25 protein-coding genes and 2 pseudogenes are annotated in these 22,859 nt (G+C 41.9%); 4 read left to right on the top strand and 23 right to left on the bottom strand.

All coding sequences use genetic code 11. The features are described from left to right. Positions 1–183: 183 nt before the first annotated feature. A complete protein-coding gene (locus tag F8S12_RS41875; RefSeq protein WP_269144872.1) occupies positions 184–591 on the bottom strand; it encodes an IS66 family transposase in 408 nt (135 codons plus the stop codon). Between the two features lie 110 nt (positions 592–701). Further along, a complete protein-coding gene (locus F8S12_RS37780) occupies positions 702–1,448 on the bottom strand; it encodes an ABC transporter ATP-binding protein (RefSeq protein WP_196521450.1) in 747 nt (248 codons plus the stop codon). Between the two features lie 223 nt (positions 1,449–1,671). Here F8S12_RS37780 and F8S12_RS37775 point away from each other — a divergent pair, with 223 nt between their 5' ends. Together F8S12_RS37775 and F8S12_RS37770 are read left to right on the top strand one after the other, a co-directional pair. After that, entirely contained in the window at positions 1,672–2,568 is an 897-nt protein-coding gene (locus F8S12_RS37775; protein WP_196521467.1) for a DUF4351 domain-containing protein, read from the top strand. 53 nt (positions 2,569–2,621) lie between these two features. After that, positions 2,622–2,945: pseudogene (locus F8S12_RS37770) on the top strand (DUF4351 domain-containing protein); the annotation flags it as partial. 2 nt (positions 2,946–2,947) lie between these two features. Here F8S12_RS37770 and F8S12_RS37765 read toward each other — a convergent pair. The 9 genes from F8S12_RS37765 to F8S12_RS37725 all read right to left on the bottom strand — a co-directional run bounded on the left by F8S12_RS37765 (position 2,948) and on the right by F8S12_RS37725 (position 11,437). After that, positions 2,948–3,739, bottom strand: a complete 792-nt coding sequence (locus F8S12_RS37765) for an ABC transporter ATP-binding protein (RefSeq protein ID WP_196521449.1) — start codon at positions 3,737–3,739, stop codon at positions 2,948–2,950. A gap of 23 nt (positions 3,740–3,762) precedes the next feature. Beyond that, positions 3,763–4,686 carry a branched-chain amino acid ABC transporter permease gene (locus tag F8S12_RS37760; protein WP_196521448.1) on the bottom strand — a complete coding sequence of 308 codons (924 nt, stop codon included), beginning with the start codon at positions 4,684–4,686 and terminating at the stop codon, positions 3,763–3,765. A gap of 49 nt (positions 4,687–4,735) precedes the next feature. Beyond that, a complete protein-coding gene (locus F8S12_RS37755; protein WP_196521447.1) occupies positions 4,736–5,338 on the bottom strand; it encodes a Uma2 family endonuclease in 603 nt (200 codons plus the stop codon). A 14-nt stretch (positions 5,339–5,352) separates the two neighbouring features. Continuing rightward, complete coding sequence (locus F8S12_RS37750) at positions 5,353–6,303, bottom strand: branched-chain amino acid ABC transporter permease (protein ID WP_196521446.1); 951 nt, start codon at positions 6,301–6,303, stop codon at positions 5,353–5,355. A gap of 7 nt (positions 6,304–6,310) precedes the next feature. Further along, positions 6,311–7,549, bottom strand: coding sequence for an ABC transporter substrate-binding protein (locus F8S12_RS37745; RefSeq protein WP_196521445.1), 1,239 nt, complete (start codon positions 7,547–7,549; stop codon positions 6,311–6,313). A gap of 369 nt (positions 7,550–7,918) precedes the next feature. Continuing rightward, positions 7,919–8,728, bottom strand: a complete 810-nt coding sequence (locus tag F8S12_RS37740; protein WP_196521444.1) for a WecB/TagA/CpsF family glycosyltransferase — start codon at positions 8,726–8,728, stop codon at positions 7,919–7,921. Between the two features lie 15 nt (positions 8,729–8,743). Next, the gene (locus F8S12_RS37735) at positions 8,744–9,817 is read right to left on the bottom strand and encodes a glycosyltransferase family 4 protein (protein WP_196521443.1); all 1,074 of its coding nucleotides are present in this window, start codon (positions 9,815–9,817) and stop codon (positions 8,744–8,746) included. 559 nt (positions 9,818–10,376) lie between these two features. Further along, positions 10,377–10,706: a DUF6464 family protein gene (locus F8S12_RS37730; RefSeq protein ID WP_196521442.1), complete on the bottom strand. Its 330-nt coding sequence runs from the start codon at positions 10,704–10,706 to the stop codon at positions 10,377–10,379. Between the two features lie 230 nt (positions 10,707–10,936). After that, entirely contained in the window at positions 10,937–11,437 is a 501-nt protein-coding gene (locus F8S12_RS37725) for a hypothetical protein (protein ID WP_196521441.1), read from the bottom strand. 355 nt (positions 11,438–11,792) lie between these two features. Here F8S12_RS37725 and F8S12_RS37720 point away from each other — a divergent pair, with 355 nt between their 5' ends. Next, positions 11,793–12,284 (top strand): GNAT family N-acetyltransferase, encoded by a 492-nt coding sequence (locus tag F8S12_RS37720; RefSeq protein WP_196521440.1) that lies wholly within the window; start codon positions 11,793–11,795, stop codon positions 12,282–12,284. 16 nt (positions 12,285–12,300) lie between these two features. Further along, a pseudogene (locus F8S12_RS37715) lies at positions 12,301–12,843 on the top strand (alpha/beta hydrolase). Here the strand turns inward: F8S12_RS37715 and F8S12_RS37710 are convergent. The 12 genes from F8S12_RS37710 to F8S12_RS37655 form a co-directional block, all read right to left on the bottom strand. Beyond that, positions 12,840–13,037: a hypothetical protein gene (locus F8S12_RS37710; RefSeq protein ID WP_196521439.1), complete on the bottom strand. Its 198-nt coding sequence runs from the start codon at positions 13,035–13,037 to the stop codon at positions 12,840–12,842. The pseudogene F8S12_RS37715 and the gene F8S12_RS37710 sit on opposite strands and share 4 nt — an antisense overlap. Positions 13,038–13,159: 122 nt before the next feature. Next, positions 13,160–13,780, bottom strand: a complete 621-nt coding sequence (locus tag F8S12_RS37705; RefSeq protein WP_196521438.1) for a low-complexity tail membrane protein — start codon at positions 13,778–13,780, stop codon at positions 13,160–13,162. 91 nt (positions 13,781–13,871) lie between these two features. Further along, on the bottom strand, positions 13,872–17,024 hold the full coding sequence (gene infB, locus F8S12_RS37700; RefSeq protein WP_196521437.1) for a translation initiation factor IF-2: 3,153 nt from the start codon (positions 17,022–17,024) through the stop codon (positions 13,872–13,874). 487 nt (positions 17,025–17,511) lie between these two features. Then, the gene (locus F8S12_RS37695) at positions 17,512–17,781 is read right to left on the bottom strand and encodes a YlxR family protein (RefSeq protein ID WP_196521436.1); all 270 of its coding nucleotides are present in this window, start codon (positions 17,779–17,781) and stop codon (positions 17,512–17,514) included. Positions 17,782–17,931: 150 nt separating this feature from the next. Continuing rightward, on the bottom strand, positions 17,932–19,206 hold the full coding sequence (gene nusA / locus F8S12_RS37690; RefSeq protein WP_196521435.1) for a transcription termination factor NusA: 1,275 nt from the start codon (positions 19,204–19,206) through the stop codon (positions 17,932–17,934). Positions 19,207–19,412: 206 nt separating this feature from the next. Beyond that, a complete protein-coding gene (rimP, locus tag F8S12_RS37685) occupies positions 19,413–19,874 on the bottom strand; it encodes a ribosome maturation factor RimP (RefSeq protein WP_196521465.1) in 462 nt (153 codons plus the stop codon). A gap of 352 nt (positions 19,875–20,226) precedes the next feature. After that, complete coding sequence (locus F8S12_RS37680) at positions 20,227–20,550, bottom strand: type II toxin-antitoxin system VapC family toxin (RefSeq protein WP_196521434.1); 324 nt, start codon at positions 20,548–20,550, stop codon at positions 20,227–20,229. A 105-nt stretch (positions 20,551–20,655) separates the two neighbouring features. Further along, a complete protein-coding gene (locus F8S12_RS37675) occupies positions 20,656–20,937 on the bottom strand; it encodes a hypothetical protein (protein WP_196521433.1) in 282 nt (93 codons plus the stop codon). 179 nt (positions 20,938–21,116) lie between these two features. Then, positions 21,117–21,359: a YgiT-type zinc finger protein gene (locus F8S12_RS37670; protein WP_196521432.1), complete on the bottom strand. Its 243-nt coding sequence runs from the start codon at positions 21,357–21,359 to the stop codon at positions 21,117–21,119. Positions 21,360–21,370: 11 nt separating this feature from the next. Continuing rightward, a complete protein-coding gene (locus F8S12_RS37665; protein ID WP_196521431.1) occupies positions 21,371–21,772 on the bottom strand; it encodes a hypothetical protein in 402 nt (133 codons plus the stop codon). Between the two features lie 2 nt (positions 21,773–21,774). Next, positions 21,775–22,182 carry a hypothetical protein gene (locus F8S12_RS37660; RefSeq protein WP_196521430.1) on the bottom strand — a complete coding sequence of 136 codons (408 nt, stop codon included), beginning with the start codon at positions 22,180–22,182 and terminating at the stop codon, positions 21,775–21,777. Continuing rightward, a complete protein-coding gene (locus tag F8S12_RS37655) occupies positions 22,175–22,669 on the bottom strand; it encodes a hypothetical protein (protein WP_196521429.1) in 495 nt (164 codons plus the stop codon). Before F8S12_RS37655 ends, F8S12_RS37660 begins: the two co-directional genes overlap by 8 nt. Positions 22,670–22,859 lie beyond the last annotated feature (190 nt).

Raw genomic sequence — 22,859 nt, 5'->3', positions numbered from 1 at the left:
TGCGCGGCTTGAAGAACGGCTTTACAAAGTCCAATTGTCCAAAACTAAATTTGGTACTTGACAAAAGTCTCGGTTGTTCTGTGTAACCAAAATTCCATTTACTGAGAGAGCGATGGCAGCAATCCGTAAATCCTGCCGACCAACTTTAATCTTTTGATAGAGTAGATTTGTAAGGATTCAGGTCTAATATTGAGTAAGCAGAGACGGGCGAGATTGGTAATTAAGAGAATCAGCCAGTAGTGCCTGTACAAAAAAATTAATCACAGAGCGACCTTGACGGCGACAAGTCTGCACCACCGTCAACAAATTAGCAGTGTGTTGAAACCGCTTCATTGAACGGGAACCACCACTAACCTTACGTTTTGTCACAGCCAAACGCAGCGATCGTTCAGCCTGATTATTATTTTGTTCCAGTTTTTTGTTCGATAAAAAAAGGGCTATTTCTAGGCTGACTAGTTCTAATACTTGACTCCGAACTGTTTTTTCTATGCCTTCAAGGTCTGTCAGCTTACTTTTGTCTGCTTCTTCATACAGCAGTGTTGACAATTCTTGTAAGCAGGCTTTGATTCGTTCTTGTTTATCTTGGTTCATGGTGAGTCATGCACACTGTTTTATCTGTTGTTATATTCTCCCAGAAATTGTATATCTTCCAAAAGTGGATGCTCCCTCTGCTTGTACCTCCCAAGTTTTCATTTAATTAATCATCCTAAATAAGCTTTTTTAACTCGCTCATCACTAATTAATTCGGATGCTGCACCTGTTAAGGTAATAGAACCAGCTTCTAAAACATAACCGCGATCGGCAATTTGCAGAGCAAGCTTGGCGTTTTGTTCAACTAACAGAATAGTCACCCCTGTAGCACGGAGATTTTCAATAATTGAGAAAATCTCCCGGACGATCGCAGGTGCTAAACCCAAGCTAGGCTCATCTAAAAGTAACAGTTGTGGTTTACTCATGACAGCGCGAGCGATCGCTAACATTTGTTGTTCACCACCACTGAGGGTTCCTGCTAATTGATTGCGTCTTTGTGATAAACGTGGAAATAGCTCAAATTGGCGCTGAATATCTGCTTTTATCTCGGCTTGATTAGAGCGAATATAAGCACCCAAAAGTAAATTATCAAATACTGTTTGCCGCGCTAATACTCTGCGCCCTTCTGGACAATGAGCGATACCAAGTTGTACAACCTCGTGAGCTTGGCGGCGGGTAATATTATGTCCATTATAGATAATCACGCCACTCTTGGGATTAACTATTTTAGATATAGCGCGGAGTGTTGTAGTTTTACCAGCACCATTAGCACCAATCAAAGTAACTACCTCGCCTTTTTGAATAATTAAATTAATCTTTTTAAGAGCTTGAATACCGCCATAACTTACATCAAGTTCTTGAACTTCTAAAATTGTAAAAGCTTGTTTATCTTCATATCGGCGTTCATCGGCGTTCATTTGTAGTTGATATCCAGAAATATTGACTTACATTAATATACAATTCCTAATATATGGCGTAGCCCGCACTTTTCTACGAGACGCTGCGCCTAGCTTGCTTCCACCAAGTGGTACGGCAAAGCTCAGTCACCGTCGTAGACATCGCTTCAATTTGAAATTAGCACTAGAATACTGTAATCCTTGTAGTGTATCCTTAAGTACTAATCTTTATATCAAACGTCCTGTGGCAAAAGCAGCAGATACAGGTGGTAAGCGACTGATTAGTTTAGCTCCTGATGCGTGGGTACAATGGGTTACACAGAATTCCGAAGTAGTAGCCAAAGAAATTCTCAACTCGGAGTTTCAGTGGATTAGCCGGGAAACAGATGTTTTAGTGAAGGCATACAGTGCCACCCACGGGGATTTTTTGGTGCTTAACGAACTACAGTTGCGTTATACAGCACATATGCCTCTACGCATGAGAGCTTATGCAGCACTAGCACAAGAGCGCTACCGACTGCCAACTTACCCAGTACTCGTTAACATCTTACCGCCGCCATCCACCTTAACTATTGTCAATAGTTACGAGCAAGAATTTTTGGGATTACGTGCTATCCAAGATTATCGCGTGATTAATTTGTGGGAAATCGATGCTGAGATTGTGTTTCAGCAACCATTGCCATCGTTGTTACCGTTTGTGCCAATCCTGCGAGGAGGAGGCGAGGCATCAGTTGTGCAACGCGCACTACAGATGCTACGAGCAGATGCACAGTTGAACCAATTAGAATCTTTGCTAGCATTTTTTGCTAGCTTTGTGTTAGACACGCCCTTAGTACAACAAATCATGAGGTGGGATATGGCAGTATTACGAGAATCGCCTTGGTATCAAGAAATTCTTGCTGAAGGAATTCAGCAAGGACTTCAGCAAGGTCTTCAGCAAGGACTTCAGCAAGGTGCAAGACAGGACTTAATCCGAATATTGCGAAGACGTTTTGGTGAAATTCCCCAAGAGTTAGAAGCGAGGCTTGAAGGTAAAAGTGTGGAACAATTAGAAAATTTAATGGATAGCGCGTTAGCGGAGCTTACCGGAGGTATCGCTGTGAATTCTTTAGAAGAATTTGTAAGTATTTTGTCTATTTGAGCAAACCACGTAGGCGCGGAGCGACTTGTCGCTAGACATCGCCTTTATTGCCTTTAGTGCAACAAATCATGAGGTGGGATATGGCAGTATTGCGAGAATCGCCTTGGTATCAAGAAATTCTTGCTGAAGGTTTTCAACAAGGTTTTCAACAAGGTTTTCAACAAGGTTTTCAACAAGGTCTTCAGCAAGGTTCAAGACAGTACTTAATCCGAATATTGCGAAGACGTTTTGGTGAAATTCCCCAAGAGTTTGAAGCGAGGCTTGAAGGTAAAAGTGTGGAACAATTAGAAAATTTAATGGATAGTGCGTTAGCGGAGCTTACCGGAGGTATCGCTGTCAATTCTTTAGAAGAATTTGTGAGTATTATGTCTACATAAATTCAATCATTTCCCAAATAAGCTTCAATTACAGCCGGGTCATTTCTGACTACAGATGGTTCACCCAATGCAATCAATTGACCAAAATCTAATACAGCAATGCGATCGCACAAACCCATAACCAATGGTACATGGTGTTCAATCAGGATGATTGTCAAATTGAAGTCATTGCGGAGACTGCGAATAAATGCACTAAGTTGCTGTTTTTCATTAGGGTTCATCCCCGCAGCTGGTTCATCAAGAAGTAAGATTTGCGGTTTTAATGCTAAAGCGCGGGCAATTTCCAAGCGACGTTGATCACCGTAGGCAAAGTTTTTAGCTTTTTCGTCAGCGCGATCGCTCAATCCCACCAAATCCAATAAATCTAAAGCTTTTTGCTTAGTTTTAAATTCTTCACTAGGCGCTGGTGGTAATCCCAAAACTCCTGTAATCATATTACTTTTAGTGTGTAAATGTCGGGCGATTATCACATTTTCTAACGCCGATAATTCCCCAAACAAGCGGATATTTTGGAAGGTACGGGCAATACCCAAAGCAGCAATTTGATGGGGACGCAGTTGGGAAATTTCTGCACCTTGATAGATTAATTTACCGCTAGAAGGTGGAATGAAGGCGGTAATCAAATTAAACAGTGTTGTTTTGCCAGCACCATTAGGGCCAATCAGTCCAAAAATCTCATATTTATTTACACTAAAAGATACATTATTTACCGCTACTAGACCACCAAAACGGCGAGTCAATGCTCTTGCTTCTAAGGCAATATTGCTGTTATCTGCTGGAATACTATGTGACATTTTTGCATATTATTATGAATAGTTCACTTTTGGATTTTGCGTTTTTTAAAAATATCTGGAGTAATTAGCCCTTGGGGGAAAAAGATTGTACCTATAACTATTAGTAAGCCAAAAATAATTAATCGGCCATCGCGCAAAAATTGTGCTAGCCAATTAGGTAAACCACCTGTGTCAGCTAGACTTCGCAGGATCTCTGGCAATGCAGTAAATGCCATACCTCCTATTACCGGACCTAAGAAAGTTCTCGAACCACCAATCAAGACAAAAGTTAAATATATAATACTAGCATCAAAAGTCCCTTGACGGGCATTCCAGGTATTAAGGAAGTGGGCGCTAATTGCACCTACAACCCCTGCAAGTATAGCCCCTAATGTAAATGCCAAAACTTTATAATAAGTGGGGTCAATTCCCATCGCACCCGCAGCTAATTCATCTTCGCGGATAGCGATAAAAGCCCTTCCGACGCGGATGCGTTCTAAACGATAAAGTAGCACCATACTAATTAATAGTAATGGCAAAGCAATCCACAAATATTCAATTTGTGTTTGGAAAGGTTGAGGAATACCAAAAATCCCTACAGCACCGCCTGTAATATCCAAATTCAGGGAGATGACGCGCAAAACTTCCACAAAAGCGATAGTAGCGATCGCTAAATAAATTCCTCGCAATCTCAACGCGGGAATTCCCACTACTACACCTAATAAACCACAAATTATACCAGCAATTAGCATTTCCAATAACAACAAAGGAATGGGAAACAGACTACTGCTAGATGTAAAAACTTTTGTGGATAAAATTGCTGCAATATATCCACCTAAAGCATAAAATCCCGGACTAGCTAAAGACAATTGCCCTGTCATTAGCGGTAAATAAAGCGATAACCCTAGTAACGCCCCCAATACCATAGAGATAATTAGAGAACCGTAAGTAGCGAAAAAATCAGCCATTTTAAAAGATTTTGATCAAGCTTAATCAAACTATCACTTTTATCAACTATTAAGCTGTTAATATTTGCTCTGCTGTCATCGCTAGTTCAGGAAAAGTTCGTGACACAATTCGTTCTGCATCTCTAAACTGTGTACGTTGGTATTTTCCCTCAGCATCTAATAGAAAAACAAATACAGCTGGAACTTTTGGGTTTCCCAAATACTCTCTAAGTCCAATTGCCAAATAATCTACAATCCAATATTCTGTAATACCTAAGCGTTGATATTCATCCAATTTATCAATGTAATCATCTTCCCAATTAGTTGATGTTACTTCTATAGCTAACTGGATTGGTTCTTCAAGTGCAGCATAAGCAGAACGATTTGAGCGCCATATATCTTTATCTATAACACTTACATCAGGCTTGCGCCCTTGCTCTGTGCCATCGGGAGTTATAGTTTTAAATACTGCTGTGTTATTAACTACATAATTCAGGTTGAATCGCCTAATTTCATCATTGAAACCAAACAATATAAAATTGGCGACATCATCATGATTTCTAGTTGCACGCACTTCTACAATTTCTCCATCTACAAGTTCATATAAACCTTCTTCTGGACACTGTTTTAAAAATTGCTCAAAGGTTAGTTTTTGTTTGGTGTATGTTTTCATGGCGCTACGTCTCTTTAAACTTTCTGAATAAACCGCCGTCCCAGTAAACCTTGGGGTCTAACTAATAACATGATAAACAAAATTCCAAAGGCTACTGCGTCTTTATATCCAGAGTATTCGGCGGGTACAAACGCCTCCACTAATCCAATTAATAAACCTCCTAACACTGCACCAGGAATACTACCTAAACCACCTAAGACAATTACCGCTAAACCCCGCAATCCAAAAGCAATACCGAAATATGGCCCTGCAATACTAACACTAGATGCAACTAAAGTTCCCGCCAATCCTGCTAAAAAACTGCTGATGAAAAATGTAAGGATGATAAAGCGATCGCTATTAATTCCTAACAAACTAGCAGTAGTTGGATCTTCTGCGATCGCTTGCATTGCCTTACCATATTTAGTCCGATTGATAAAATAGGTAAGAATTGCCACAATCGCAACTGATACACCAAAAATTACCACCTGGACGCTACGAATAGGAATTGGGTTTTCTGGACTACCAAAGTTAATCGCAGGTGGCAAATTACCATAAGTATTTGCTGGGTATGTGTAACTTTCCGCGCCTACTAAATACTGGATTAAATTTACAATTACCACTCCTACCCCCAAGCTGGAAACAACAGTTAGCAAAGGGTCAGATCCTTCACGCCGCAAAGGTTGAAAAGCAACACGTTCCATCGCTACCCCTACCAATCCTGCTAGGGTACTTCCTAAAATCAAGGACATAGCAAATGGTAATTTTATCGGTAGTACCGCATTAGCCAACAAACCATTAAATCCAAAATTACCACCCATCAATGCATAAGTAAAATATGCACCCAAGGTAAAAATAGCACCATGAGCTAAATTAATGATGCCTAAAATGGAATAAACTAAAGTATAGCCCAAGGCAAAAATTGCATAGATACTACCGATAGATAATCCGTTCAAAAATTGTTGCAAAAATAGAGTTAAATTCATGTTGCAACTATTTTATAAATACGAATTTTCCCGTGTTTCCATCTTTATCCATCTTAATTCGGGCAACGTAAAATTCTTTTTGAATCACATCACCCACTGGTGTAAAAGCAATCTCGCCCAAAGGAGTATCATACTTTCCGGCTAGTAGTTGCTTGTTCAATTCTGTACGCAGTTTATCAAGAGGTAATGTGCTGATTTTGGACTTTTTATCCAATTCTTTAAGAGCTTCAACATACACCTGTACCGCAGCAAAAGCTTGACCAGTAAATTGGGCTGGCTCTTTCTTATATTGCTCAACATAAGCTTGGCGAAATACCTTATTAATCTCACTAGGATGTTCAGGACTGTAAGCTTGAGCAATCAGCACACCATCGCAAAGTGCTTTACACACTGATAAAACATTTGGTGTATTCAGACCATTACCACCAATAATTATGCCTTTATAACCCAGTTCTCGCAGTTGTCGCACTAAGTTACCACCATCAGCAGCTAGTCCCGAAATAATTACTAAATCTGGTTTTAAGTTAATTGCATTGGTAGCTTGGGCTTGAAAGTCTGTATCAGTAGTTTGGAACTTTTGAACTGTTACTAATTCTAGCCCTTGAACTTTAACCGTGTTTTGAAAAATCTCCGTTTCTGATTTGTTAAAAGCATCATTTTGGGCGTAAAAAACTGCCACTTTTTTAATTTGAGGATTCTGTTTGAGTGCAGCTTTTACAGAATTAGGGGCAACTATCGAGACGGGCGAAGATACACGAGCTACATAATCACCAATTTCTGGAATTCCTTTTGCGGTATTTGATGCTCCAATAACTGGGACTTTAGCACGTTCGGCGATGGGGTCGGCACTAAAAGCTTGCTGTGACAAAGTAGGGCCAACAATACCGACAACTTTATCTTTATTAATTAAAGTTTGAAAAGCATTAATTGCTCCAGCTTCATCTCCGCTAGTATCTTGGATTACTAATTTAATCGGAGTGCCATTGATACCACCTTTACTATTGAAATACTTCTCGGCAATTCTGGCTCCAACAAATCCCTCTTGACCAAGTAATGCTACGTTGCTCGTTTGTGCTAAAGCAATACCGATGGGAATAGCACTCGATGTACCCGTGGTCGCGGCGGTATCAGTTACAGTGTTATTATTTGCAGAATTTGTCATAGTGTTAGTGCCACCACCACAGCTTGTTAGCAGCAAAGCGCAAATTGAAAATAATGCTGTTGTCCGAGGCAAAGCGTTTTTCATAGTTTAATAATCATGTAGTTATTAGATTAGCTATAAAAGCTAATAGCAAAGGTAACAATTTGCAAACAAGATGAGGCAGATTTACACTTTTGTAAGAATTTTATTAAATCATTTTTATTTGACTATGCAAAGACAAATATTCAATGGGTCACGCCTATTCTTCCCCAACTTTCCTTGGGACTTACCCTTAATACAGACAATCTAAGTATTATCGGTTTGGTTTTTCAATACCTATGGTGGTTAGAGTAGGCGTAGCCCGCTATAGACATCGCATTAACCTTAACCTATATGTTTTCTTACATAAGAATTCAGGTATAAATTCAAGTAATTAAAATCTGATGAAAAAAGAAAGTCGAGAATTGTTTAGCGCTACTTTGCCTTATGTGTGCTTTCATTACTGTTGGCGCAGTCAAGGTTTTGGGATAGGCTATTAAATAACCCTAAGCGCTGTTTCAGTACTAACCAAACAAAAGCAGGATTACCCAAGATATAACGCTTCCATAAGCGGCCAGGCTCAACTAAAAGCCGAAATAACCATTCCAAACCTGCTTTTTGCATCAAAACTGGTGATCTTGTCACCATGTTGCTAACTAGCTCAAAGCTGACCCCAATACCTACGGAAATCGGCACTCCTAAACACAAATAATTGGCAGCTATCCATTTTTCTTGTTTAGGTGCTCCCAAACCTACAAATAAAATATGGGGAGCCGCCTCTGTAATTGTTGAGTTGATTGAATTTAATTCTGTTGGTTGAGACTCAAATCCGTAGGGAGGACAGTAAGTACCAACAATCTGCAAAGCTGGATGTCTGGCAACAAGAGTTTCTTTAGCTTTTTCGGCAGAACCAGGGCGACCTCCTAATAAAAAGACCTTCAATCCTTTTTCAGCAGCAATGGCGCAGAGTTTCTCGAACAAATCTGTACCATTAACTCTACCTTTGAGGGGGGTTTGTAAAAACTTAGCCGCCCACAGGAGTGACACCCCATCTGGCACGACTAAAAAAGCCTTGCGATAAATCTCTTGAAAATTGGCATCCTTTTGTAAGGTCAAAATATGCATGGCATTAGGAGTAACAACATATTCTGGCTTACTGTGGGAGAGCACATGTTTAACGATTAGTTCTACAACTTCATCAAAATTATATTTATCAATTTTGACTCCACAAATATTAATTCTCATCAGATCAGCACCTCGTTAATTAAGTTGCGACAATGAATGATAGATATCGGCCAAACGAACTGAGCAATTTCTAATATCCAATGGCTCGACATTTTTCCTAGCAGTACTGCCTAGAGAAAGTCGTAAAGTCTCATTTTCAATCAACAATTCCATCGCTTCTGATAACTGTTGAATGTTTCCTGGGGTAACTAGCAGACCATTTTGATTTGAAATCACTAATTCAGGAATACCTCCAACAGGAGTTGCAATTATTGGCAAACTCCAACCCATAGCTTCTAAAATCGCCAGAGGCAAACCCTCGTTATAAGAAGGCAAAATAAACACATCTGCTTGTGACAAAACTTCATCCCGTTTTTCGGAATTAATCCAACCCAGAAAAGTTACCTGGTCTGCGATGTTGAGACTAGCAGCCAACTGCTGCGCTTTTTCGATTTCACCATCTCCTGCCAGAATTAACCGAGTATATTTTCTTTGATGATCCGGCAGGTTAGCAAATGCCTTAATCAAATCAAATGTCCCTTTGCGTTGACCGACTCGCCCACAAAAGAAGAAACTGATTTGAGTCCGATTTTTGCGGTCAGGAACCTCTGTAGGTAATTCGGAGGGGTTAGGCAAAATAATAACTTGCTTGGGATTTAAACATAGATTTAACACATAGTAATTTTGCCAACTTTCTGAAAGAACAATAAACCCTTGGCAGCGTTGAAGTACTTTACTTAAAACTTGCTGGACTCGTTGAGGAAGTTTAGCGTAAGTTACCTGAAATTCGGCACCATGAGTATGCATTAAGACGGGCTTATCAAAGATAAAGGCAACAACACAACAAATCGCTTTTCGGAAAATGCTACCACCATCGGAAATATGAATGTGTACAACATCTATTTTTTGACTTGATAATTTCCATAAAAATGTAGCTAAAGCTTTGCCGAAAACACTCACTCTGTAAGCAATTGAGCCTTCGTCATGGGTGTTTATATGCTGTATTTTTATCTCAGGAAGACTATGCTTAATTATCAGTTTTTCAACTGTTGCTATTCCGCCATTTTGTTCTAAACTAGGCCCCAGCATTAATACCTGTACTTGGTTCATTAGCGTTAATTTCTGTGTTTTTTTAGATAATAATTCAAGTCTAAAGTTAAATAATTCAAGGTGTAACTTGTTGAGAATGGCTAACAATGATTGAATAGCCTGCTCAAAAAAGTCAATAGCAGTAAGTAGGTCGGCGTAAATATTTATCGTTGGAATAAGGTAAGAGGCATAAGGGAAAAGGTTTTAGCCCAGTTTATCTTTCTTCATTAGTTTGGTTTTATTGTGCCAATCTACTTAAGTCGTTGACGATCGCAGGTTTGTACTACCTCAATCAGTACACTGGTTGTAACACTCTGCAAATTTTACTATTTCTCCCAGATTCATACAAGTTATCACTTAAGTGCTACACACCCCTAATATTTTATCCGTGTGTACGTGGTAATTTGTGAAGATTCTAAAATATACTTAAATAAATAATAATACTGAAAAATGCGGTAAGAACAACAACCTGTTGAGGAAGCGATGCTCAAATGTAAGGCGTTTCTCTAAGAAATGCTCGGCATAGCTTGATTTGACTTAGGAGTATGTGTCTTATGCGATCGCAGTTTGAAAAAATGGATTAAGCCTTTTTTTCAGTACCACCTCTCAACTCCTTAGATTCGTAGTGACGGCAACCATTACAAGGGCCGTCGGGATTAATAGCACAACGGATGTAACCAGACCTAGCATTAAATTTGCAGCTGATGTCGCCAATCAAGTAACCTACCCCTTCCAAATAATAGCGATCGCTCTCAACAGGTCTGACGCTTTGCCGTTCGTGCATCGCTGGAAAATTTATTGTTACTTGCCTGATCCGTAGGCGCGATCGCAAATGGGTTTTATGGATTACCCACAGGGAAAACAGGGACGGTAAAAAACCAATGGCAATCACTAAAAGTGTCTTTAACACCTTCTTTTTACCTCTTCTGTGCACTGATTGATTGTCCCTGATGTTGCACTTTAGTTTGACAAAAGTGCAAATCTTAGGGCAGCTTTGCTCAATTGCCACTACAGTTAGTGGCAATTAGCATAGCAGTGTAGTGTGTAGCAATTTTGAGGAAGAAGTTACTTCTTTCTGCCACTTCAATCAGCATAACTGCTACAACCTCAGAGGTGATCTGCCATTGAATATTGATAATTTTAAGATTTGTTGACTAATGCCTTTTTGAACAAGCGTCTAGTCTCAGCCCCACTCTTGTTTTTTCCATGTTCCTGCGATGCTAATCTTTTTTTATTTTGCTGACGAAGTTGCTGTGCTAGCAGTGCTGCTTCCCTTTCTGCTCGGAATAAATCAATATTTCGCATTGTCAGAATAAATGATTCGTCTGGCTGTTGTCTTACCCAAGGAACGCTAACTGCAAAATACTGACAAATATTTTTGCCTAGCTCGTTCTTCAGCAGTGGGTAACGTTTTTGACTATTGAGTGTGTTCGCGATCGCCTTCAACTCTAGTATCGCTGCTTCTAACTCTCCTGCTATTTGATTGATGCGTTCGACTTGTGCTGTTAAACGCTCCCACTCACTAATAATTTTTTCTGGTTGGGGTTGCAGTGGCACTATGGCTGTAGTCGCCGATGTAGGCTGCAACAGGGAAACTTTGAGCAAAATGGGCTTTTTGTAGCTGTCTTGGATTTGTTTCATATTCCCTTAAGCAAAGCTAGCTGACTTTGTAAGGCATTTTAGCAGTTATTTAGTACATTTGTACTGTATAAAGTGGATATATGAGGTTTAATTTCAGGAAAACCAGCAAATCACTGCCCAAGCATTGATTCGATTAAAGATTCAGGGGGAGACAAGATAGAAACTTTTCCTTGTCCCTAGCTTTCCAGGAGGCTTTAAAAGAATGAAACAGCCATGAGCTAAGGGGAGTAGAACAAGTGCCCAAGCCCAATTATTAAAGAAAAAATTTTAGCCACTTGCGAGGATTATGTAAAAGTAGCCCCACCAGCGTCGATAATATTTTTACTAGAGTTATTTATGATTAATTAACTTCCTGATGAAATTACGAATATACGAAATAGCTGATACTGAAGAAATTATCAAATTGTTTTACGACACTGTTCATGAGGTAAATATTCATGACTACACAGAAGAACAAGTAGCTGCTTGGGCACCAGCAAACATGGATATTGACTTTTGGATTAAAGGTTTAGCAAGTAAGTTTACTTATGTAGCAGAGGAGCAGGGCCAAATTATTGGTTTTGGGGAATTAGAGCTTAATGGCCATATTGACCGTTTTTACTGTCATAAAGATTTTCAAAGAAAAGGGGTTGGTAAGAAAATCTTAGAACAGCTTGAATCAAAAGCAAAGACTTTAGGGATTGAAAAGTTATTTACAGAAGCCAGCATTACAGCTAAACCTTTTTTTGAAAGCCAAAATTTTATTATTGTGAAACAGCAAGAGGTGGAACGGAGAGGGCAAAAATTTATAAATTTTGTTATGGAAAAATCTTTTGGCAATTGTAAATTATTGAATTCCAAACAATAGAATAGAGCATTTTACGATGCCTGCGGCGGGCTACGCCTACGCACCTGCGGAATCTGGGTTATTAGTTAGTACCTGTCTACTTTTGTCCACTCCTGTCTTTGCTGCGGAACGAATGGTGCTGAAGTATCGCATCTTCCGTGAATCACTTTCAGTGGAGCAGCTATCTACCTTTGCCCAAACAGGTGAACTCTCACTCATGTTCGCTACGAGTTAATTTAGCTTTGGCGCGACAAGATCCCAAAGCAGTCCGCCAGTATTTAACAGAACCAGTGAAAGTAAACCCTGTATTTTTAGATATAGCGATAGCCGGATTGGTAATATTATTTTGGATTAAATTAGTCAAGTTATTTATACACCGTCTCGGCGAGCAGATCGGCAGGCTTTGCGATCTGCTTTGGTACTTTCCGCGAGTCAAGACGGACAGGTGTCGCTAATTGAAATTATTAAGAATTATCCCACCAATGAAGTAGAAGTTGATGGCGTAGTTTACCGCCGTAGGCATCGCTTGGAGGGTGCGTACCGTCAACTCCGTCGCTTGCAAGATTTACTTAATTTTTAGTAAGCTAAAGTCTCTAAAGTTTCTCGTAAATACCTTTTTACCTGCTGTTCCAAGCGAAGTCCTTGTAATTGAGCATCGCGTTCTAGTTGCCAGCGTTGAAAACCGGAACTAGTGGAAATCGCATATTTGAGGCTATGCCAAATTTTAGTATCAGCAGAAAATTGGCGATCGCTAGAAGCTGGAATTTGAGCCATAGTTTCTCATTCCTCTGTTTTAATTTCAACAGTCAATAGTCAAGAGTTAGAAGTTTTACCTCTGCTCCCCTACTGCTTATTTTGTAGCCTTTTAAAGTAAAATGATATTACTTTGGAGGCTGTTATGAATCTGTATTAACCTTAAATAGGGATTGCAACAATCGGGGCAATATTTGATTAACTCGTACCCCTAAGATTGTGAAATCCTGTTTAATATTTTCTAAAGATAATGGTTCTATAGCCGCGAATTCTGTGTCATTAGTCACTAAAATTCGCATTACACTCACAGGAATTTGTAAAAATAGATTGCTGGCCAGAAAGGCTAACCCCGCAAACAATAGCCCAAGGCTGCGCCACTGTGGTAAAAATTTAGCTGTATTTGCTACTAATGGGGCAATTTGGTAGAGATACCACAGCATCCAAACTGACAATATTGCTGCCACTAGGGCCAGGATACGATTTAACTTTGTATTAACTAAATAGAGAATTTTTCGTTGACGCTCAGTCAGATTTTCTGGCTTTAAGGCTATTCCCAAAAGAGCAAATATGTAAAAAGGGCGACGCAACTGCATCCATAGCAGTGGCAGAATACCAATGGCGGCAACTAAGAATAACTCCATCCAAACGGGCAAAAATGGCTCGCCCACAGATAGGAACAATAAGCACAGTACTAAAAAAACAGGCAGAGTCGCTAATCCAGCAACGTGAATCCACAAAATAGGTTCAGAACGAAATGAAGACATATTATATAAAGTTATAAGTTATGAGTTAGGAGTTAGGAGCCTTTAACTCCTAATTTATCACTCCTAACTTGTAACCATTTTACCCTCAACACTATCTCGTTAAGGTGAGAGTTCGGCGCTTAGTAACCATCTGGTAGGCTTCGATGATGTCACCTTCAACCCAATCATTGAATTTATCCATGCCGACACCACATTCATAACCGGCGTTGACCTCACGGGCATCTTCTTTCATCCGTTTTAGGGAATCAAGCACGCCTTCGTAGAGTACCTTACCGCCGCGTCTTATCCTAACTTTGCAGTTACGAACTAACTTGCCAGATTGAACATAGCAACCGGCAACAGCACCACGACCGACTGGGAAGACGGCACGGACTTCGGTTTGACCCAAGGGTTCTTCCACCAACTCTGGTTCCAGAAGACCTTCCAAGGCATCTTGGATATCTTCCAGGAGTTTGTAGATCACGTTGTATTCTCGAACATCTACACCCGCTTCATCGGCTGCTTGTCTAGCACCACTGGCAAAGGTGGTACTGAAGCCAATAATCACAGCGTTACTGGCAGATGCTAAATCGATATCCGTCTCCGTGATTTCCCCAGCAGTAGCCAATAGCATCCGAATTTGGACTTCGTTTTGGGGGATTTGCTTGATCGCTCCCACAATGGCTTCCACGGAACCTTGGACATCTCCCTTCAAGATCAAGTTGAGTTCTTTCAACTCGCCTTCTTGTGCTTGAGCCGATAGAGTTGTGAGGGTGACACGACCCTGTAACAGACGGGATAGGCGTTGTCTGTCTGCGCGATCGCTAGCGAGTGTTCTTGCTTCTTTTTCGTTCCCGAAGACCTCGAACTCGTCGCCTGCTGCTGGCACATCACTTAAGCCCAACACCTCGACAGCAAAGGAAGGAGAGGCGATATCGACTCTTGCTCCTCTGTCATTAACCATTGCCCGCACCTTACCAAAGGCGGAGCCGGCTACGAGCATATCTCCCACATGCAGGGTGCCATTCTGAATCAGCAGGGTAGCAACTGCTCCCTTGGCTTTATCCAGATGGGCTTCAATCACAGTTCCTTTGGCGGAACGATCTGGGTTGGCAGACAGTTCTCCCACTTCTGCGACTAGCAGAATCATCTCTAAGAGCGTATCTAGGTTTTCGCCTCTGATAGCGCTCACGGGAACCATGATTGTTTCACCGCCCCAGTCTTCTGCGGTCAGACCATACTGGGTCAACTCTTGTTTCACCCGCTCTGGCTGTGCTGCTTCTTTGTCAATTTTGTTGATCGCTACAACAATTGGCACTCCCGCAGCTTGGGCGTGGCTAATGGCTTCAATGGTTTGGGGACGGACACCATCATCAGCAGCCACTACCAACACGGCAATGTCTGTTACCCGTGCTCCTCGCGCTCGCATAGCTGTAAAGGCTTCGTGACCGGGGGTATCCAAGAAGACTATTTGGTGGGGTTTGCCTTCATGTTCTACTTCCACATGGTACGCACCAATGTGTTGAGTTATACCACCAGCTTCACCAGCAGCTACTTTTGTTTTGCGAATCGAGTCGAGTAGGGTTGTTTTACCGTGGTCTACGTGACCCATAATTGTCACGACTGGCGGACGGCGGTGGAGATATTCTAAATCTTCTGCGCCGACCATTTCCGTAACTTTTCGAGCTTCTGCTTCTCGTTCGACGGTTTCGACTTCTATTTCTAGTTCTTTTCCTACCAGGGTAATTGTCGGAATATCCAGATTTTGGGTGATACTCACCGCCATGCCTTTAAGGAAGAGGATTTTTACAATCTCTGTATCGGCAACGGCTAAAACGTCAGATAGTTCTTGTACAGTCAACGGGCCTGTTATCACCACTTTTTCTGGACGATCGCGCTTTGTTTCAGCTTCTTGGCGACGGTTGTTGTGGTGATCACGGCTAGAACCAGACTTGGAACCAGATTTTTTACCTCTTGTTCTTGCAGTCGGGGCGCTAGCAAGCGTTGCGCCTGGCATCTGCACAGGTCGAGTCGCTTTGGGTTTGGGAGGACGGGCGATGGAAAGGCTGACTAGAACGGTAGTTGGTGCGTCTAGATCGTCATCATCGAGCAAATCTTCTTCAAAGTCATCATCAAGTATCGGCTTGATCCGCTTGCCTTTGACCCCAGCTTTTGCCTTTTCTTTAACTTCGTCAATAATTTCCTCTTCTACCCACTTTTTGCCCCCCTTGGTCGGGCGAGGCGGACTTGGGCGTTTCAAATCGAGGATATCAGGTACAACTGGCTCATCACCTAATCCGTCAGATTTACCCGCCATTCCTGACATATGTCTTGGTGGAGTAGCGGTCGGCATTGCTGCTACAGCTTCGCCAGGACGTGCTGGTCTGGGTCGTTGCCCCTCTCCTAGTGGTAATGGTGCTGATGGTCTACTGACCCTCTGCTCCGGTCTAGTGGGTGAGGGGGTAGGGCGAGCCTGTCTTTGTGGTGCAGCTGGTGGGGACTGGTCAGTTGGCAGTTTAGCAATTTTTGGCTTAACTTGCTCGCGATCGCCTTCGACAGGCCGGGGGCGTTCGCGTTTGAGAACCGGTTTGTCTCCTGTCTGAGATAGCTCCGGCTCAGACACCTGAGCTTCTTCTGCCGCAGGTCTTGCCGGTGGGGCAACTAGTTGCGGTTTTTGAGGTTTTTCCGGTTTTGACCTGGTTGGAACTATTTTTTCCGGTTTTTCCCCTGCTATTTTTTCCGGCGGCTGATTTGAATTGGGCGTTTGTTCCAGGTCTGTTATAGTAGGCTGCTCTTGGGTCTCAGGTTGATTCCGGGGTACAGGTCTAGTTGGTGCCGTCGGCTTCATGGGTGAGACTGGTGTAGCAAAAGGCCGTGGAGGAGAGGGAGGATTAGCTTCAGACAAGGCAGCTTGGGTATTGTTAGCAACTGACGCCTCTGGGGCGTTGGAGGTAGTATTTCTCAATATTTTGGGTTTGCGTATTTCCAAAATTTGCTGTTTGTGGGGTGCAGCAGGTCGGTTCCGTCCGCCGTTCGATGGTGAATTTGGCTTATGGCTGGTTGTACCTAGTTCCTTTTTGGCAGACACATTCGTAGCTGCGAGTTTTTCTGCTGCCGTGCGGATGTTTTCTGCCTCGGATTCGGAAATCGTGCTGCTATGGCTTTTGACCGAGATGCTGAGCTGGTCGCAAATTGCTAGTAGCTCTTTGTTATCCAAATTCAATTCCTTTGATAATTCATAGATTCTAACTTTGCCGTTGTTCATCCACTCTTCCCCTTAAATTTACAGTTTTAGCGGATGGTTGCCTGGTTTGCGACATCTCCATCCTTGGATTACTGTTTTTAGGTTGCCGTTCAGTTTTTGCCGGTGCCTCCAATCAGGAAAGAGAGATGTTTCGTTTTAATAATGGCATCTCCACCAAGAATGATGGTTGAGGGGCATCCATAAAAACTTTTTAAATAAAAAAAAGATTTCTACAGTAACCCTTGACGCCGAACTGCGCTTGAGCGCTACCAGGTTGCCATTTTGTAGTTTTTTGTTTTGCTGGTTCTGAATCTTCCACAACACAATTGAGTACATTTTGTTTTGGGAGTATTGCCCCGCTCCTCTTTTTATTGAAGAGCAGAATGCTTTTTACACCCATTTACTATTTTGGCACTAACCCTAACAATCAAGAAAGAATGTCAGTAAAGCTCGACTAGTTCGGCTTTCGTACAATTCCTCTGTTGATTACACCACTAAGTTGTTCCAACTAAATGTGATTTTGGGTATTGCTGTGGGCTAGACGTTGCGACAAGCTTTGGTACAGTGTTTCTGGCACTGATGCATGTAGCGATCGCCCTAGTCGATTTTTTTTTTGAGCCGCTTGTAGGCAACTCGCTTGCGGACAAATATAGGCAGAACGGCCCATGCCCTGATCTAATTGTACCTTTCCCGATGGAAAGACGCGGACAATCCGCCAAAACTCATCTTTTAAGGCTACTTTGCGACAACTAATACAGCGCCGATAATTTGGTTTCATCGGTTTTGTGTGATCTCAATCCAGTATTTTGGGTGTAAAAAGAAGTTTATTATTACTATTTTTTACTTATACCAAGTCGCTTTTGAGAAGTTATGCTTGAAACGGAAACTATAGTCAACAGTACTAAAACTCCACAAAAAGGTTAATAAACTACTCGTCATCGTTAGTGTCAAAAGTATCCTCCTCTAATTCGTCCTGATTTTCATCCTCTAATTCTTCCTCAAATTCAAGATCATCTTTCTCTGGTTGATATTTTGCTCTTACAGCTGTAAATTTGGCATCCTCTCCTGCATAGTCATACTTAGCTTTGTCTTTGATGTCAATTTTCCAACCAGTCAGGCGGGCTGCCAAACGAACATTTTGTCCTTCTTTCCCAATCGCTAAACTCAGTTGATCTTCAGCGACTAATACGTGAGTTTGGCGGCTTTCTGGATCCATAAGGCGCACTTCATCCACCCGTGCTGGACTCAAAGCATTAGCAATATATGTTGCTGGGTCTGGTGACCAGCGAATTACATCTATTTTTTCACCACGTAATTCGTTGACTACTACTTGAATTCGCGATCCCCTAGCTCCGATACAAGCGCCAACTGGGTCTACATCGCGATCAAGGGTATCTACTGCTATTTTAGTCCGAGGGCCTACATAACGTGACGGGGGGTTTGCCTCCCTAGCTACGGCAACAATCCGTACCACTTCATCTTCAATTTCTGGGACTTCGTTGGCGAAAAGATAAACTACCAAACCAGCATCTGCTCTAGATACTAGCAATTGTGGCCCCCGTTGCTGACCTTGGGAAACTTTTTTGAGATATATTTTGAAGGTGGCATTTGCCCGATAATTATCGTTAGGCAGCTGTTCCCGTTTCGGTAATTCGGCTTCTACTTCTGGTTGACCAAAGCCACTGCTGACTGCTAGAACCACCGATTGTCGCTCAAACCGCAGGACTCTTGCTTGCAAAACAGTTCCTTCTAAGTCTTGGAACTCTTCTTGCACCATCTGGCGCTGTTGATCCCGTAATTTTTGTGCCAGTACTTGCTTGGTTTGCATCGCCGCCATCCGACCAAATTCTCCTTGATCGGGTGTCACATCCAGCACCACAGAGTCCCCTAACTGCGCTTCGGGAGCTACTTGTTGAACTTCGTCTAGGGAAATCTGATGGTCTGTGTTATTGACTTCTTCAATAATGGTTTTGGTGGAAAGAACGCGAAATCCTTCTCCTTCAATATCGAGTTCTACTTCAAAATTATCAAAATAATCTTCGTCAAACTGTTTGCGCTCTAAATTTTGGGCACGACGATAACGTTCGTAGCCTTTAAGTAGTGCTTCTCTAATAGCTGATTGAACTGCGAGACGGGGTAAATTTCGCTCGCGACTTATACTTTCAATTAATTCTTTTAATCCAGGTAAACTAACCATTGACATAAGCAATCTCCTTTAAAAATCAGGGAGTGGGGAGTGGGGAGTGGGGAATGGGGACTTAAAACTACGCATTAGATAGAGCCAGCGATTAGAGATTAGCTTTACACTAGTCCCTAACCTCTAGCTCCTAGCTTCTAACCTCTAGCTCCTAGCCTCTAACTTCTAGCCAAGCTGCTCTAGCCTCTAACTCCTAAACCCTAGCCCTTTGTTTACCGGCGCTCATCTAGCTGCACCTTAGTAATTAGGGAACGGGGAATTTCGACTACACGACCTTTTTGGTTTAAGTAAAGTGCTGTCTCGTCCCGGCGAATCAACTGACCAATCCACTCTTGTTGTCCGTCGTAGGGTGGGGAAGTGAAGATAATGACAGGAAATCCTTTAAAGGAAATAAACTCCCTGTCGGTGACCAGTTGCCGCGAAATACCAGGACTGGACACTTCTAAAACATAGGCATCTGGAACGATTTGGGCAGCATCTAAAGAGGCTTCTAAAGCACGACTCATCCGCTCACAATCATTTAACCCAGTGTTTTCCTGAGGATTGCGAATGTCTACTCGCAATACTGGTGGACTTTGGTTAGTGTGAAAAACCACGCCAACCACCTCCAATCCCAGTTCTTCTGCCACTGGTGTCGCCAAATCAATAATTTGTGGAACTAAGGGATGAGCCATGAGAGAATTCAATAAAAAAAGTGGGCGTTGACCCACTTCCTGCGATAGATATATCTTCCAAGAAGTCTTGTGACGAACCAATAATGGTTCGCCCTAATTCGAGTTTAGCGCATTTCTTAGATAGTCAATAGTCAGCGAAGAGGAAAAGGGGCAGGAGGCAGGGGGCAGGGGGGAAACCCCATAAATAAATTTTATCTCGGCTGGCTAGAATGTTGATGACGTAGCGACTCATGCTTGCGCCTGATGCCCTTGTCGAAACCGCTCTAGAATTTGGTTTACGAATGTCTCTCCATCAATAGGTGGCGTGATAATTCGTATCTTTATCTAAATCGTGATTTGGTTACTCATTGCTTCAGACTGAAATGATTTCAAAGGTGTCTTGATGACCAATTCGATAAAACAAGAAATCAGAATCGAGGGTGAGAATTTGACGATACCCTGTCTTTTCAGCCGTCAAAACCAATGTTGCATCTGCTAAATCCATTGGGCGATCGCGGTATTGTTCCATCAGCGCCAACAAACGGCTGTAATCACTCTCCTGAATCTCGTAAACGGTCAGCAGTTTATCCAAAAGAAGTTGCCCCAACTGTTTTTGCATTTGCCAGCCGCCACGATGCAGGGCAAGATACATGGCTTCTGTGAGGCATGACCAGGTTGTGACCAGAGGCTTTGCCAAACTTATCACTGCGATTTTATAAGCATTGTGCTGAGGCTGAGTGCGTTCGCGTAGCGTGCCGTAGGCAATCAACTAAACACAATAAGACTCCTGCATCGCACAGGATCATAGCTCTAGCCCTTGTTGCCGATACTTGTCGAGTAGGAGTTGCTGATAGTTTCTGACTGGTTCAGGTGGAGATACCTCTAGCGAATCCACAGCCTCAAACCATTGTGACCGTTTTTCCACAAGCGTTTCATCAGGCTGACTGTCAGCAATTTTAACTTGATGTTTGTGGATAACAAAATCAATGAAATCGGTCACTTCTTGCAGGAGTGGTTCGGAAAGTTGCTGCAATTTTGCGTTAGCGAAGCTCGCCGAAGGCATCGCAGTTTCACGAATAGTCATGGGAATAATCCTTTTTTAGTCCTCTTCATTTTTACTCAAGGATTTGACTAAATGCACGGCAAGGGCGATCGCACTGTAAATCTATGCTGCTAATTGGCGATCGCTTTCTGTAAGAATGCCTATTGGTTAGCGATCTGTCTTTACCAATAACTTGAGGAGCTAACCTTACGCGGCGTTGATTATGCTGATTCTAGATGAGTGACCGGAATTTGTTCGATTCTTTCAGGGGGTTTCGCTCCAGTTGCAACAGCATGAACCGCATGAAGAATATCAGCAGAATAGTACCGATTACCACAGGTATCACAAACACCAATTGTCACATCTTCGAGGATGACAAATCCATCTCTATGTTTAAATGCCTCGCGCTTGACAATTCGAGGTTGAACAGTTCCTTCGCAATACTGACATTTATATCCATACATAGGGCTAGCCCTTAGAGCGTTCGTGAGAGAGTTGCCTGAATTCTTTTTTGAACCTCTTCATACTCTCTCAACACATTGGCTTCCATATTCTTCTCAGCAGCCTCTATCCGAGACTTAAGAACCTTTACTCGCTCTTCGAGCGTGAGATTCTTTAAAAAATCAACTTTAATCACATTTGACTCATCTTTTAACCAAGCAAGCAGATGTTGGAGCTTCTCGCGGGTTGTATAACGAGTTTTTGATTTGGCAAGTTTGCTTTCAATAGCTGCAACTACATTTGAGGTAGTATAAAGCCTAAGACCGCTTTTTCTTCTCGAAAAGTCTAATCCCTTAATAACCTGCTTGACCAAATAGTCAGACAATCCATACTCTCTTAAGTCTTCTTGGGTAACGATGCGAGGTACTTTATCCATAGTTAACTACTCCCCGCTAGCCAGAGGTAAGCCCTAAGCAAACCTTCCATCTCTGCTATGATTCTAGCTTGGTTTGCAATCGTTCTTTCCCTATCGACAATTATTTCATTTTGTGTGTTGATCAGCTTGTCTTTCCTCTCCAATTGCTCGCTGAACTCAACTTTCATCTTTTCTGTGACATTTTGTAGGTCATAAATTAGCTGCTCTAAGTTTTCAATCCGCTTCTTGTACAACGCTTCCTGTTTTTCCACATTTCTAAGCTTTGGAACAGACCATTTTGCATAACACAGCAAAACGTCATACTTTGAGTTGATTTCCGTCTCGGTATCTTTGATTGCTCGTTTTAGAGAAGCAATTGAACGATTAATCTCTTGAGCTACTTCTCTAATCCACCTCTCTGTGTCAGTCATATTTTTGCGTGTTCTCCTGCAAAAAGTCCTTCAAAAATTTTAATCCAGGTAAATCTCCAATCTGTTCCCCAAGCTGCTTATTACACAAGGGGTGAACTAACCTAAGATACTGATAAGAAATAACAAAAACTCTCAAGCTTGCTAAGTCAATCTGTGGATTGGCTTCGGCATACTTCTGCAAAAGTGCCAATGGTGCTAAATGATGAACTTCTGAATGATTAACAAGCACACCATTTGCTGCTGAAACCTGAAGCGAGCCATTACACTTAATACATTTCCCTTGCTGATCTATGAAGAGTTTTTCTTTAACAGCTTGACCTTCCTTTGTTTTGAGCCACCAGTTAAAGTATCTACGAAAGTTTGTAACCTTCTTAGCTTCCGTTAGAACGCCATCTATTTCTGTGATAGTCTCCTCCCAGATTTGGTGATCCCTTGTGTTTTGAACATTTTGCTGATGCAACTTTGATAGCAATTCGTCATTGCTCAATTGCTGGTTCCTCAGTATCAATTTTTTATCTGTGTATTGATATGAGTTTACCTTTTTTAGGTTTATAGATCACAGTGAGTATAGGGAGTGGTGTAATTTAATCAATTGAAAAACGTTTCGGGGTTGAACAGTTCCTTCGCAATACTCGCATCTATATCCATACATAGGGCTAGCCTTAAGCTTCAGTGAC

Origin of the sequence: Nostoc sp. WHI, assembly GCF_015714725.1 — a bacterium.
Lineage (GTDB): Bacteria > Cyanobacteriota > Cyanobacteriia > Cyanobacteriales > Nostocaceae > Nostoc.
Note: the sequence above shows the minus strand (reverse complement) of the source record. Positions and strands in the feature narration are given on the sequence as shown.